Raw genomic sequence first — 13,546 nt, forward strand, 5'->3', positions numbered from 1 at the left:
AATCGATACATCATGTAATCAATCGAGCTGCCATGACCCGCCACTTCGACGATCTGCAACTGGGCAGCCTGGAGCTGTTCTGCCTGGCAGCCGAGACCGGCAGCTTCACCGCTGCAGCCGCCGAGGCCGGTGTCACCCCGGCAGCGGTAAGCCGCAGCGTGGCACGCCTGGAGGAGCGCCTGGGCGTGCGCCTGCTGGTGCGGACCACGCGGCAGATGCGCTTGTCCGACGCCGGCCAAGCCTATTATCAGCAATGCCGTCAGGCACTCGGGCAACTGCTCGAGGCGGAGCGCCAGGCCGCCGGTGGCCAGGCCGTGCCAAGCGGTCGCCTGCGCATCAGTGCACCCACTCCCTATGCGCATTACCGCTTGTTGCCGTTGCTGCCGGCGTTCCGTCAGCGCTATCCGCAGGTGCAGGTGGATGTGCATGTCAGCAATCGCAACGTCGACTTCGCCGAGGAGCCCTTCGACCTCGCCATCCGCGGCCGTGAGCCCGCCGATTCGCGGCTGGTGGCGCGGCGCCTGGAGAATGCCGAGTTGGTGGTGGTGGCGACACCGGCCTACCTGACGCGCATGGGCAAGCCGCAAGTGCCGCAGGACCTGGCCGGGCATGAGTGCATCCAGTTCGAGCTGGCCAGTACCGGCCGCCGTCTGCCGTGGAGTTTCCGCATCGAAGGCCGCGAGGTTGAAATCGAGACCCAAGGAGGGGTCACCTGCCAGGGCGATTTCCTGGCGAGCGCGACACTGGTGCGTCATGGCGGCGGCCTGATGCAGGCCTACCGCTTCACCGTGCAGGACGCACTGGCCAGTGGTGAGCTGGTCGAGGTATTGGCTGCATACGGTGGCACCTCGCGCCCCTTCATGCTGATCTACCCGCAGGCCCGGCACATGCCCTTGCGGGTACGGGCGTTCATCGACTTCCTGTTTGCCGAGGGGCGACGACCGACGAACTGAACCGACACAGCCAGCGCCATCGCCGACTATGCTTTCCCCTGCGTCGAGCCAAATGTCTCTCGATGATCATTCTGATTTCCCAGGAGAACGCTCCATGAAATCCATCTTATTGCTGGTAATTGCTTCAGTGCTGAGTGTTGCTGCACACGCTGACCCCAAAACCAACTGCGATGCGAAGATCAAGGAACTGGAAGACGACCACAAAGCCAGTGGCCAGGGCATGCACGGCGGCATGGCCCATGATTTCAAAGTGAAATGGGAGGAAGCCAAAAAGGCTCGGGATGCCGGCGATATGGCCAAGTGTCAGTCTGCTGCCGACCAGGCCAAAAGTATCTATAACAAGGCGCGCAGCCGATAGCGCCACGTTGCTGCGGGCCTCGGCGCGGTTGAGTCCGCGAAGAGGCCCGCCGGTCGTTCATCAGAACCAGCGGTCGTTCTTCTTCCGCCCACGGGTCAGCGCCGGCAGGATCAGCCCCGCCAGCAGGCCGGCACCGGCGATGCTGCCGCCATAGACCATGTAACGCATCATCACCTGCTTGTTCTCGTCGCCCAGGCGTGCCTGGGTATCGCGCAGGCTCGACTGGCTCTGGTCGAGCTGTTCGCTGAGCGCCTGGTTGCGTGCTTCCAGCTCATCGATGAGCTTCTTGCGCGAGTCGAGGGTCTCCTGCATGCCCTGTACACGGTTCTTCCAGCTGTCATCGATGGTCTTGAGCTGCCCGGACAGCTCCGCCACCTGAGCGTCGAGTTGCGGCAGGCGCTCGCTCTGGCCCGGCACCGACTGCAGGTCATTGGTGAGGATCCATACCAGGTCGCCATTCTGCCCACGTACCTGGCTGTAGTTGCCCTGGCTACCGACCAGGGTGAGTTTCTGCCCGGACTTAAGCGTGCCCACGATGCGGTGGCCATCGCTCGGGCCGCTGCGCACGTAGGTGCTCAAGCTGTCGCTGACCCAGCGCGCATCGCTGGCCGGCTCTTCGGCATGCGCAGGGACGGCAAGGGCCAGCAGGGCGGCGAGCAGGCTGCCGCGCAGGGCAGGGAGGGCAAGGGAGGCTGGGCGGGATTCAGGCATGTCGGGTCTTCGCTGCAACAGGAAAAATAGGCCCGGTCACTGTGGATCAGCGACGAGGCCGGCGAACCGGTCGGTGAATTGACCGTCAGGGACAGACCGCAATTTTGTAAGCAGGTTCACTGCTGAATGTAGGAATTCCCAACAGAATGTTGCAGGTACCGGGCGCGAGGCACGCGCCCCGGGTGGGGCGCTTTTTTCAGGTCGATAGGAGGGTCCTGGCGAGGCAGTCCTTGCAATTGACGATGGTTTCCCGAGGTCCCGCCTTGACATGGACCAGGTTCGATCCGCACATGGCGCAAAACAGCCTGCAGCCATTATCGTCCGCGTGCCCCGGCAGCTCAGCGATGTAGTCGCTGACCTTTCGACTCAGGCCATGGTCGCGCTGTTGCAACAGCACGTCGAACAGCGCCTGACTGAAACCTGAACGCGGGGCGTGGCTGTCGTAGCTCGATACCGTGAACTGCCAGCCCTCGCGGATGGCGCGTTCGCTCAGCGACAGCAGGCTCCCTGGAATGGTGTTGGCGGCGTGCAGTTTGTTGACCTGGGCGCGGGCAACGAATGACAGTGCCCCACGGACCGCAGTGTTGACCAGCGACCAGATGTGCCGTACGGGATGCCGGTCGAGCAGCTGGGCTGCGACTTCGGCGGCTTTGTGCCTGGCCTCGAAGGGCAGGCCGTGTTCCGCGCAGCGGGTGGCGATGTAGGCGCACACTTCCTCGTTGCAGAGCAACCTGATGGCTGCGACGAGTTCGTCATGCCAATGCGGCTGCGGGCCAGCGCAAAGCGCCGTGTGCAGCGCGCGATGCAACGTGCCGAGGCCGGCCCGCTGCGGGTCATCCAGGCTGACATTGGCGACCCAGCGCACCTTGTTCTGCCAGGCCTTCGGAGTGGGGTCGTCGCTGAAAGCCTCCAGCGGCGAATCCGGGTCGACCAGCAGGACCTGGTCTTCATGCAGCCCCAGCAGGATGGTTGAATCCATGCCCTTGGAGGGGCTGACACGCGCATCGCCGATGGTTTTTTCCGCAGCCAGGATGCAATCCGTTTGCGTATCCATGCGGATTTCGAGCACGGCCAGCAACTGCAACTGGCGGGTGATCGACAGCGTGTGCAGTGGCACTGGCAGGTGCTTTGCCAGCGACCAGTGCTCCTTGATGCGCTTGCGCTGTTCGATGGCCTTTGCCTGCCGGGCCTGTTCGCGCGCCGCCAGGCAGGGCTGGCAGGCGCAAGCGCGTTGCCAGCGGTTGCGCCCTGGGAAGTAGTGGCGGTGGGCGCAGTTCGGGCAGTAGGCCAGGTTATCGTTCCAGCTGTTGGCCGAGCGGCTTTTGCGCCGTTCATACAGGCTGACTTCGCAGTAAGGGCACACCAGTTCGGCACACGGTACTGGGGGAAAGGCCTTGATCAGGCTGCTGGGGGCGAGGTCGATGGCGTAGCGTTCGAGCAGCCGGGCAATTTTCTCCCCGCCGATGTATTCGCTGTACAGCGCCTCGATCTGTTCGGCGCTGAGGTGCTGCAACTTGGATTTGAAATCGGACAAACCTGTATCTCCCTGCGAAAAGTCGCTTGTGAGGTTCGTCGGCAATGATGCAGTGCCCCGCCATGTGTGGGTTGTAGGAAGTTTCCCTGTGGTTGGTAGGTGGCTTCTGAGCGTTATCTTGACGGTGGCCCTCGTCAGCTTGGACTGAAGGGCTAGACTCAAGGCTTCCTGTTCGCCCATGGGGCCTTGCCATGACTGCCAAGAACACGATCTGCCTGTGGTTCGACAAGGATGCCGAACAAGCGGCCAACTTTTATGCCCGAACCTTCCCCGACAGCCACGTGGTGGCAGTGCACCCGGCCCCCGGCGACTACCCGTCGGGCAAGGCCGGTGAGGTGATCACCGTCGAATTTACCGTGATGGGCATCCCTTGCGTCGGGCTCAATGGCGGTACCACGTTCAAGCACAGCGAGGCGTTTTCGTTCCAGGTCTGTACCGAGGACCAGGCCGAGACCGACCGGCTCTGGCATGCCATCGTCAGCAACGGCGGCAGCGAGAGCGTGTGTGGCTGGTGCAAGGACAAGTGGGGCATCTCCTGGCAGATCACCCCGCGCATACTCATCGAAGCCATCGCCCACCCCGACAAGGCAGCGGCCAAGCGGGCGTTCGACGCGATGATGAGCATGGGCAAGATCGACGTGGCGAAGATCGAGGCGGCATTGAAGGGCCCGGCCTGAGGATTGTGGCGCCGCTAGCCACCGTACCCCTGGGTCAGGCGAATGATCTGCCGCGCACAGAAGGCCCCGGTCAGGATCACCCCGAACAGCCGCAAGGTCTGCATGGCCAGCACCAGGCCGACATCTGCATGGGTTTCCACTGCGATGATTGCCATGGCATCCAGCCCGCCCGGGCTGGTCGCCAGGTACATCGACAGGAAATCCGTGCCCATCGCCAAGGCCAGCCCGTAAGCGCACGCGGCGCATAGCGCAATCAGCACCACCGCGCCGGCAATCATGGTCGGCAGGCGCTTCCACACATAGCGTACGGTCTGCCGGTCGAAGCGCAGGCCGATGTAACAGCCGATGGCGCCGTAGGCTATGGCCAGCAAGGGCTCGGGCAAGCGGATGGTCAGCAGCCCACTGACCTGCAGGGCACCGCCCAGCAGCAGCGGTATGAGCAAGGCGCCGGCAGGCAGGCGGTTGCCGAGAGTGATGCCGAGCAGCACCACACCCAGGCTGAGCAGGCTGTCGAGCAGGTGCGGGCCTGCCAGCGCCTCCGGTGCGTTGGCCACCGCGCCTGCAGCCGGTGTGGCGCCGAGCAAGTGGCTGACCAGCGAGCCGATCATCACCACACATACCACCCGCACGTATTGCATGGTTGCCACGACGCGGCCGTCGGCGCCATTGTCCTCGGCCATCGACACCATCGCCGAAGCTGCCCCCGGCGCCGTGCCCCAGGCGGCAGTGCTGCCTGGGATGCCGCCGTAGCGCACGGTGCCAAGGCCCACCAGGGCGCTGAGCGCCACCGTGATGAAAGTGGCGACCAGCATCAAGTGCCAGGCCTGGGCCATCGACACCAGTACCGCCCACGTCACCGAATGGGCGACCAGCAGGCCGACGCAGCCCTGACCGAAACGGAACACCTGGCGATGCAGGTGCAGTTGCGCACCCGAGACGCCGAAGACGATGGCCACCAGCATGGGGCCGAGGAACAACCCGGCCGGCACGGCCAGGGCATGCAGCAACTGGCCGAAAGCGCCGGCACAGATCAGCAGGGCGAGCCATTGCAAGAGGGGCCTGAAAGCGGGGGGTAGGGCGGTCTGCAACGTGGATACTCCTTGCGCAGCGATAACGCGGGGCTGGCAGCGCCAGCGGAGAAAATTATCGACGGCGCAATCGATCAAGTCTATTTTCTACTTTCGATGAATCCATAACTGAAATTCATGAATCATGGACCTGCGTGACCTCACCTATTTCGAAACCATCGCCGAACTGGGCCACCTGGGCCGGGCCGCGGAGAAGCTCAACCGCAGCCAGCCAGCGCTGAGCAAGAGCATCCAGCGCCTGGAAGAATCGCTGGGCACCCGCTTGTTCCAGCGCGATGGCCGCCGCATCAAGCTCACCGATGTCGGCAAGCTGCTGCTGGCGCGGGGCAAGCAACTGCAGTTGAACATCGCCGAAACCGAGCGCGAGGTGCGCGACTTCGCCAGTGGGCTGGTCGGCAACATCCGCCTGGGCTGCGCCGCGAGCATGGCCGATCACCTGCTGCCGCACCTGACCGCAGCGCTGCTGGAGCGGGCGCCGGAGGTGACCTTGAAGCTGTCGATCGCCCAGGACGATGTGCTCAAGGAGTCCCTGCGCGCCGGGCGGCTGGATGTGATCATTTCACCGCAGATCGCCAGGGATCCCGAGTTCACCACCTATCCGATTCTCGAAGACGAAGCGATCGTGGTGGCCAGCGCCGAGCACCCGATCTTCGCTGGCCCCATCACCTTGCAGCGCCTCTGCCAGTACCGCTGGGTGCTGGCGGGGCCGACGGTGACTGCCCGCCGCTGGATCGACAACGTGTTCATCGCCCATCAGTTGCCAGCGCCGCAGGTGCAGATCGAGACCAACGCCATCTCGCTGCTGCCCCGGCTGATTGCGCGTACCCAGTTGCTCAGTTTCGCTGCCAGGGAAACCCTGGAGCATGGCTTGGGCATGTCCTGGCTGCGCGAAGTGCCGCTCCAGCAGACCACCATGCGCCGCACCGTAGCAGTGTCGGTACGCACGGACGGCTACTTGTCGCCGGCGGCAGGGGCGTTGGTGACGTTGCTCAAGGAAAAGGGCAGCAGCTTCTTCGAACGTGGCTAGAGCAACGCTCAGCCGATGCCGCCGGCCTTTCAGCTGTGCGGCACCGGCTTGGCCGCTGGCGTGCCGGCAAATTGGGGCTTCAGGTGGCCCTGTTCATCGAGCAGGTACGCGTCCATCACTTCGCGTACCACCGGCCCGGCAACGCGGCCGCCGGCCTCGCCGTTCTCGATCATCACGGCGACCACCACGCTCGGGTGGTCGGCCGGGGCGAAACCGACGAACAGGGCGTTGTCGCGGTGGCGTTCGAGGGTCTTGTTGCGGTTGTAGCGCTCACCTTGCTTGATCGCCACCACCTGTGCCGTGCCGCTCTTGCCGGCGATGCGGTACTGGGCACCGGCCGCCGCGGCGCGGGCGATGCCGCGCGGATCGTGCATGACCATCTGCATGCCGACGTTGACCTGGTCCCAGGCGTGCTTGTCGTGTAGGACGATGTCGGGCATCGGGTTGGGGTCGACCGGGGCCTCGCCACCCACGGTCATGGCCAGGTGCGGGCGGTGCCACACGCCCTTGCTGGCCAGCAGGCTGGTAGCCTGGGCCAGTTGCAGCGGAGTGACCTGCATGTAGCCCTGGCCGATGCCGAGGATCAGCGTCTCGCCCGGGAACCAGGCCTGGCGGCGGGTGGCACGTTTCCAGGCTTGCGAAGGCATCAGCCCTGGGGCTTCCTCGAACATGTCCAGCGAGACCTTCTGGCCCAGGCCGAATTCGGCCATGTAGTCGTGCAGGCGGTCGATGCCCAGCTTGTGCGCCAGGTCATAGAAGTAGGTGTCATTGGAGCGCATGATGGCGGTGTACATATCTACCCAGCCATCGCCGCTGTGGTTCCAGTTGCGGTACTTGTGGTCGTAGTTGGGCAGCTCGTAGTAGCCGGGGTCGAACACGCGGCTGCCGGGGGTGATCACGCCGCTGTCGAGGCCGGCGATGGCCACTTCCGGCTTGACCGTCGAGCCGGGTGCATAGAGGCCGCGCAGCACGCGGTTGAACAGCGGCCGGTCGATCGAGTCGCGCAGCGCGGCGTACTGCTTGAAGCTGATGCCCTTGACGAAGAGGTTGGGGTCGAAGCTCGGGTTGCTGACCATCGCCAGCACGTCGCCGTTGGCCGGGTCGAGCACCACCACTGCGCCACGGCGGTCACCCAGGGCCTTTTCGGCGGCCACTTGCAGGTGCGCGTCGAGGCTGAGGATGATGTCCTTGCCGGGGATCGGGTCCTTGTGGTTGAGCACGCGCATCACCCGGCCCTGGGCGTTGGTTTCCACTTCTTCGTAGCCCACATGGCCGTGCAGTTGGGCTTCGTAGAAGTGCTCGATGCCGGTCTTGCCGATGGACTGGGTGCCACGGTACTCGGTGCTGTCGAGGGTCTTGGCTTCTTTTTCGTTGATGCGCCCGACGTAGCCGACCGAATGGGCGAAGTGTTCGGCCAGCGGGTATTCGCGGATGAACTGCGGTTCCACGTCCAGGCCGGGCAGGCGGAACTGGTTGACTGCGATCAGGGCGATCTGTTCTTCGGTCAGGCCGACCATCAGGGTGACCGGCTCGAACGGTTTGCGGCCGCGGCGCAGGTCTTTGTCGAACTGCTTGCGGTCGTCTTCGCCCAGGCCGAGGATTTGCGCCAGGGTGTCGAGCACCTTGGCCGAGTCACCGGCGCGCTCGCGGGTCATGGTCAGGTCGAAGCTGGGCTTGTTGTCGGCCAGCACGACGCCATTGCGGTCGTAGATCAGTCCGCGTTCGGGGGCGATGGGCAGGATGTGCACGCGGTTGTTTTCCGAAACGGCGCTCTGCTGGTCGTGTTGCAGCACTTGCAGCACGTAGAGCCTGCCCACCAGGACGGCGCACAGGCTGAAAACCAGGGCGGCGCAGGCCAGGAGCCGGCGGTTGACCAGGTGTTTTTCCTTTTCGTGGTCCTTGAGGGGGATCGGTTGCGGCATGGGGGCTCTGTACAGTAGCGAATTCGGCAGGCGAGGGCTTCGCCCGCGAATGGGCCGCCCAGCGGCCCCGGGGCGGCGATGCTACGCAACCCGGCCCTGCGCCTCAAGGCAAGCGCGATCCGCTCACTGCCCCGGATCGCGCATCCCCCCCACCACTAGGGCGTTAACGGTCAACATGAAGATTTGTTCATGTGCTCTCAGATTCAGGGTTGAAGCAGCTGAACCAAATCTCTTGCTCTTGCTCTTGCTCTTGCTCTTGCTCTTGCTCTTGCTCTTGCTCTTGCTCTTGCTCTTGCTCTTGCTCTTGCTCTTGCTTTTGCTTCTAAGCGCGCGGTAGTTCAGCAAACGCCGAATGCGACTTCAGAAGGCCGAACGCAGGCCTTGCTCCCGGGAGGACCGCGCGGAACGGCCCATCCTGGGCCGCAGCGCTTGACGGGCATCCATGCCCGTCACCTCCCTCCGCAAGACCTGCGCTCGGCCTCCTGAAGTCGCATTCGGCGTTTGCTGAACTACTGCGCGCTTAGAAGCAAAAGCAGAGCAAAAGCAGAGCAGAAGCAGAGCAGAAGCAGAGCAGAAGCAGAGCACTTGCTGGCGGAGTCAGTCGCCGCTGACGAGCTGGTAGGCCAGTTGGTTGTGGCGTTCCAGCACGCGGGGCAGGTCGATGGTGGTGATGCGGCCATCCTGCACTACCACGCGGCCGTTGATCACGCTGGTGTCGACGTGGGTCGGGGTACAGAACACCAGGGCTGCCAGTGGATCGTGCAGGGCGCCGGCGTAAGCCACATGACCCAGGTCGAAGGCGACGAAGTCGGCGATCATGCCCGGCGCCAGGGCACCGATGTCGTTGCGGTTGAGTACCTTGGCGCCGCCCAGGGTGGCGATTTCCAGGGCTTCGCGGGCGGTCATCGCGTCAGGGCCAAAGCCTACGCGCTGCAGCAGCAGCGCCTGGCGCACTTCGCCGATCATGCTGGCACCGTCGTTGGAGGCCGAGCCGTCGACACCCAGGCCCACCGGCACACCGTGGTCGCGCATCTTGCGGATCGGCGCGATGCCCGACGCCAGGCGCATGTTCGAGCACGGACAGTGCGCGACACCGGTGCCGGTGCGGGCGAACAGCTCGATGCCGTGCTGGTCGAGCTGCACGCAGTGGGCGTGCCACACGTCATGGCCGACCCAACCGAGGTCCTCGGCATATTCGGCCGGGGTCATGCCGAACTTCTCGCGGCTGTAGGCGATGTCGTTGACGTTCTCGGCCAGGTGGGTGTGCAGCGATACGCCGTAGCTGCGCGCCAGTACTGCGGCTTCGCGCATCAGGTCACGGCTGACCGAGAATGGCGAGCAGGGCGCCACCACCACGCGCAGCATCGAACCGTGACGGGCATCGTGGTAGTCCTCGATCAGGCGCTGCGACTCCTTGAGGATGTCGCTTTCCTTCTCCACCACCGAGTCAGGCGGCAAGCCACCCTGGCTGCGGCCCACGCTCATGCTGCCGCGGGCGGCATGAAAGCGCATGCCGATCTCGCTGGCAGCGTGGATGCTGTCGTCGAGCTTGCAGCCGTTGGGGTAGATGTACAGGTGGTCGCTGGAGGTGGTGCAGCCCGACAGGATCAGCTCGGCCATGGCCGTCTGGGTCGAAACCGAGATCATTTCCGGGGTCAGCCGCGCCCAGATCGGGTACAGGTTGGTCAGCCAGTTGAACAGCTCACCGTCCTGGGCCGCCGGCACTACCCGGGTGAGGCTCTGGTACATGTGGTGGTGAGTGTTGACCAAGCCCGGGATGACCACCTTGCCGGCCATGTCGAGGATCACGTCGGCGTGCTGTGGCAGCGTATCGCTGGGGCCGACCTGCTTGATCAGGTTGTCTTCGATATAAAGGCCGCCACCTCTGATTTCGCGGCGTTCGCCGTCCATGGTGACCAGCAGTGCGGCATTCTTGACCAGGAGGGTCTTAGGGGTGTGTTGCTGAGAAGCTTGCATGGTTCATGCCTGGCACAATACGCAGCGACGATTGCCGCTGTCGTAGGCGCACAGACACGCATGTAAGCAAAGTTCGAGTATTTTGTATACAGGAAAATACCGGGGCCAGCAGGCCCCGGTCACCCTTCAACTCGCTTGCACAGGCGCCTTGCTCGCGCCTTTGCGCAGGCCCGTGACGCCCCAGGCGAGGCCCAGCACGGCTGCGATGACCGAGCCCGACAGCACGCCAAGCTTGGCTGCACCCAGCGAGGCCGGGTCGCTGTAGGCCAGGTTGGCAATGAAGATCGACATGGTGAAGCCAATGCCAGCCAAGAGGCCGATCAGCGTGATGCCGCGCCAGTTGACCTGGGCCGGCAGGCTGCACCAGCCCAGGCGCACCATCAGCCAGCTGACGCTGATGATGCCCAGCGGCTTGCCAGCCACCAGCGCCACGGCCACTGCCATCATCACCCAGTGTGGCGCCTCGGCGGACAAGTCGATACCGGACAGGCCCACACCGGCGTTGGCCAGGGCGAACAGCGGCATGATCGCATAGGCTACCCAAGGGTGCAGGGCGCCGCCGACACGGGTCACTGGGGGCACCAGCTCGCGTTGCGCCAGGCGCAGGCGTTTGAGCGGGTCGATGAGTTCACCGGTGTCCGACTCGGGCGTCTTGGCCCGGCCCAGCAGATCGTGGGTGAACCGCGAAATCGCATCCACCGGGCGCTCGCCCAGGGGCATGGCGGCCACCGGCGTCATCAGGCCGAGGATCACACCGGCCAGGGTTGGGTGGGCACCGGTCATCAGCATGCCGACCCAAGTGATCGCGCCGGGGATGACATAGGCCCAAGCCGAGCCGACGCCGATTTTCTGCAGCGCTACCACCAGCAGCAGGCCGATGGCCGCGACACCGAAGCCGCTGTAGTCGAGGCCACCGGAGTAGAAGACGGCGATGATCAGCACGGCGATGATGTCATCGATGATCGCCAGCGCCAGCAGGAACACGCGAATGTTGGACGGGATCGACTTGCCCAGCAGTGCCAGCACGCCGACCGCGAAGGCGATGTCGGTAGCGGTCGGCACGGCCCAGCCTTGCTGCTCGGCCGGCGCATGGCCGAAGGCCAGGTAGATGAGTGCAGGAGCGACGACGCCACCCACCGCAGCGGCCATCGGCAAGGTTGCCTGGCGCAGGCTGGACAGCGCGCCTTCGTGGATTTCGCGACGGATCTCCATGCCCACCACCAGGAAGAAGATGGTCATCAGGCCATCGTTGATCCAGAAGTGCAGCGATTGCGAGAAGCTCAGCGACCCGATGCCGAAGCTGATCGGTGTGTGCCAAAGGGCGTCATAGCTGGCAGCGGCTGGAGAGTTGGCCCAGATCAGGGCCGCCACGGCGGTGATCAGCAGGACGATGCCGCTGACCGCTTCGATGTGCAGGAAGCGCTCGAAATTGGCGAAGGCCCGCTGGGCCAGGCGCTGGGCGCGGGTCAATTTGGTTTTTTGCATAGGCACAAGAACCCCTGCAGGCGGCCCGACCTGCACTGTTCTTTAACCTGCGTCACTGCACCTTGCAGCTAGCACCCGCGGGGGATTTTAGCGGGTGCAAGCTTGGAGGCCAAGCGATACCGCCAGGGCCGGCGGGTTTCATAGTTGCTCGGCCTGAGCGGGGGCGGTGCGGGATTCCAGGTCCATTTCAGCGGGCCAATAGACTTTTGGGGCACGCTGGTCGAAGGGGTTGGAGTGGACGCCTTCATTCCAGTCCCAGGGTAGGTTGATGAATTCGGGCAGGCCTTCCGCGCCTTCTTGCATGAAGAGTCTGGCGATCGCCCAGTATTGTTCCCCCATTTCTATGTCGTCAGTGAAGAAAACTCGATCAATTATCCTATTGGTCCCGGGTTTGCAGATCGAAATCATTACCTTTTCTTTTAACCCACCATAGCCCATGGGGGCATATATCCGATAAGCCTCTACGGTAAGGTCATCCCAATCATATGCGACGGGTTTGACTCCCCAGTTCGCTCGCCCGAATGGGTGTAGCAGATCGTATCGGTATTGATAAAAATAGACCTTGCGGCGCAGTTTGTTAAAGCGGATTGGTTCGTTGCGGGGAAGTTCCAGGTCTATTCTGATGTAAGGTGGAATAAATATAAGAGCTATTACAAGTATGATTATCGAAATGGCTGAAAATTTTAGGTCGATTTTTCCACTCCATGTGATGCTTGCATAGGTCAGAAAGACGGTCCCGAGTATGACTGTCACCAGCATTAGTATTCCTAGGACTGTGAAGATACCCCGGCTACCTAGGGTGGTTCTTGGGAGCTCTATGTAGGCTTTGTCAATGCGATTTGGCGGTGGATCTAATAACGCCATGGCTGGTACTAACAGGCTTGGTGTGTTAGGTGATGGTAAATCGTACTTCCAACCAAATTCACGATGCGGCAGACTCATTTGTTATCATCCTGGGCCGCGATCTCTGCGTAAGCAGAAGGGATATTTCGGTCGGGCCAGTAGGCTATAAATAGAGAGGCGGCCGTGATGTTATGGGTTCCGATATCTGAGGATAGCTCGATACTTCCAGTGATGGTTTTTTTAGAATAAAGATCGTCGTGACTGGCTGGCGCCTCCTTGTTTTTTGTGATTCTTAGGGTATGGGGATTGTAATCGTGGCGTTTTGACTTCACCCAGGGCTTCGCCGACATGTGGGTCGAAGCTCTGGTCGTGGTTTTGGGAGCGAAATGATCTTCGAAGGAGACGACTTCGCCTGCAACATAATCTGGAGCGTTGCCATCTCCGTGACGGTGGAATATAAGAACCCAGTGATAGCTGGATATATGCTCATTGAAACGGGGGAGTGTGATTTGAAAATGTAGCGTTCGCCTAATTTCTATGTTGACGAGTCCGCCTATCTTGGATGGGGTCTTAGAGTCTGCAGTGGTGGCATTAAATTTTAAGCCGCAACATAAGCCTAGGATGGCTGCATTTAGCTCGGATAGTGCAATGTCTATTTGGTTTGGCGAGTTCCAATGGATAGATGGAGATTCATTGGCTTTGCCAAAAAAACAGCGTCGCGCCCATTGTTCAAATGGGGTTGACTCGTTTTGCGCTGCGGACTTGAATAGTGCGTATGTAGCTAAACCCAATGCGATGGTGATCCCCAGGAAACCCCATATAGAGGCACTGAATACTGCGACCAATGCGGCGCCGGTACCCAGTACGCTGACTGTTCCAGAGGCTAGGTAGTATTTGGTTGCGGTTGTATCGCCGTGTTTGAGCGTGCGGTTTGCCGAAGCAAGCGCTTGAAGTGATTCAAATAATCCAGC

At 62.5% G+C, this 13,546-nt stretch carries 11 protein-coding genes and 1 pseudogene; 4 read left to right on the forward strand and 8 right to left on the reverse strand.

All coding sequences use genetic code 11. The annotated features are described in order from the left end of the window. Positions 1–32: 32 nt before the first annotated feature. Both HU738_RS22030 and HU738_RS22035 read left to right on the forward strand, forming a co-directional pair. On the forward strand, positions 33–953 hold the full coding sequence (locus tag HU738_RS22030) for a LysR family transcriptional regulator (RefSeq protein WP_186604021.1): 921 nt from the start codon (positions 33–35) through the stop codon (positions 951–953). A 94-nt stretch (positions 954–1,047) separates the two neighbouring features. Beyond that, entirely contained in the window at positions 1,048–1,311 is a 264-nt protein-coding gene (locus tag HU738_RS22035) for a PA2433 domain-containing protein (RefSeq protein WP_054883865.1), read from the forward strand. 60 nt (positions 1,312–1,371) lie between these two features. Here HU738_RS22035 and HU738_RS22040 read toward each other — a convergent pair whose 3' ends face one another. Further along, a complete protein-coding gene (locus HU738_RS22040) occupies positions 1,372–2,022 on the reverse strand; it encodes a TIGR04211 family SH3 domain-containing protein (protein WP_186604022.1) in 651 nt (216 codons plus the stop codon). A 196-nt stretch (positions 2,023–2,218) separates the two neighbouring features. Beyond that, positions 2,219–3,556, reverse strand: a complete 1,338-nt coding sequence (locus HU738_RS22045) for a hypothetical protein (protein WP_186604023.1) — start codon at positions 3,554–3,556, stop codon at positions 2,219–2,221. 191 nt (positions 3,557–3,747) lie between these two features. Here HU738_RS22045 and HU738_RS22050 point away from each other — a divergent pair, with 191 nt between their 5' ends. Beyond that, on the forward strand, positions 3,748–4,233 hold the full coding sequence (locus HU738_RS22050; RefSeq protein ID WP_186604024.1) for a VOC family protein: 486 nt from the start codon (positions 3,748–3,750) through the stop codon (positions 4,231–4,233). Positions 4,234–4,247: 14 nt separating this feature from the next. Here HU738_RS22050 and HU738_RS22055 read toward each other — a convergent pair whose 3' ends face one another. After that, the gene (locus HU738_RS22055; protein WP_225923517.1) at positions 4,248–5,285 is read right to left on the reverse strand and encodes an AbrB family transcriptional regulator; all 1,038 of its coding nucleotides are present in this window, start codon (positions 5,283–5,285) and stop codon (positions 4,248–4,250) included. 160 nt (positions 5,286–5,445) lie between these two features. On the opposite strand from HU738_RS22055, the gene HU738_RS22060 reads away from it, so the two are divergent. After that, positions 5,446–6,348: a LysR family transcriptional regulator gene (locus tag HU738_RS22060; RefSeq protein WP_186604026.1), complete on the forward strand. Its 903-nt coding sequence runs from the start codon at positions 5,446–5,448 to the stop codon at positions 6,346–6,348. 29 nt (positions 6,349–6,377) lie between these two features. Here HU738_RS22060 and mrdA read toward each other — a convergent pair whose 3' ends face one another. The 5 genes and pseudogenes from mrdA to HU738_RS22085 form a co-directional block, all read right to left on the reverse strand. Next, entirely contained in the window at positions 6,378–8,270 is a 1,893-nt protein-coding gene (gene mrdA / locus HU738_RS22065) for a penicillin-binding protein 2 (RefSeq protein ID WP_054883860.1), read from the reverse strand. Between the two features lie 597 nt (positions 8,271–8,867). Beyond that, on the reverse strand, positions 8,868–10,247 hold the full coding sequence (locus tag HU738_RS22070) for an 8-oxoguanine deaminase (protein ID WP_186604027.1): 1,380 nt from the start codon (positions 10,245–10,247) through the stop codon (positions 8,868–8,870). Between the two features lie 126 nt (positions 10,248–10,373). Next, entirely contained in the window at positions 10,374–11,732 is a 1,359-nt protein-coding gene (gene nhaA / locus HU738_RS22075; protein WP_186604028.1) for a Na+/H+ antiporter NhaA, read from the reverse strand. 138 nt (positions 11,733–11,870) lie between these two features. Beyond that, positions 11,871–12,674 carry a DUF6708 domain-containing protein gene (locus HU738_RS26060; protein WP_225923518.1) on the reverse strand — a complete coding sequence of 268 codons (804 nt, stop codon included), beginning with the start codon at positions 12,672–12,674 and terminating at the stop codon, positions 11,871–11,873. Beyond that, a pseudogene (locus HU738_RS22085) lies at positions 12,671–13,546 on the reverse strand (hypothetical protein); the annotation flags it as partial. The pseudogene HU738_RS22085 and the gene HU738_RS26060, both read right to left, overlap by 4 nt.

It is taken from the genome of Pseudomonas vlassakiae (genome assembly GCF_014269035.2).
In the GTDB taxonomy this organism is placed as follows: domain Bacteria; phylum Pseudomonadota; class Gammaproteobacteria; order Pseudomonadales; family Pseudomonadaceae; genus Aquipseudomonas; species Aquipseudomonas vlassakiae.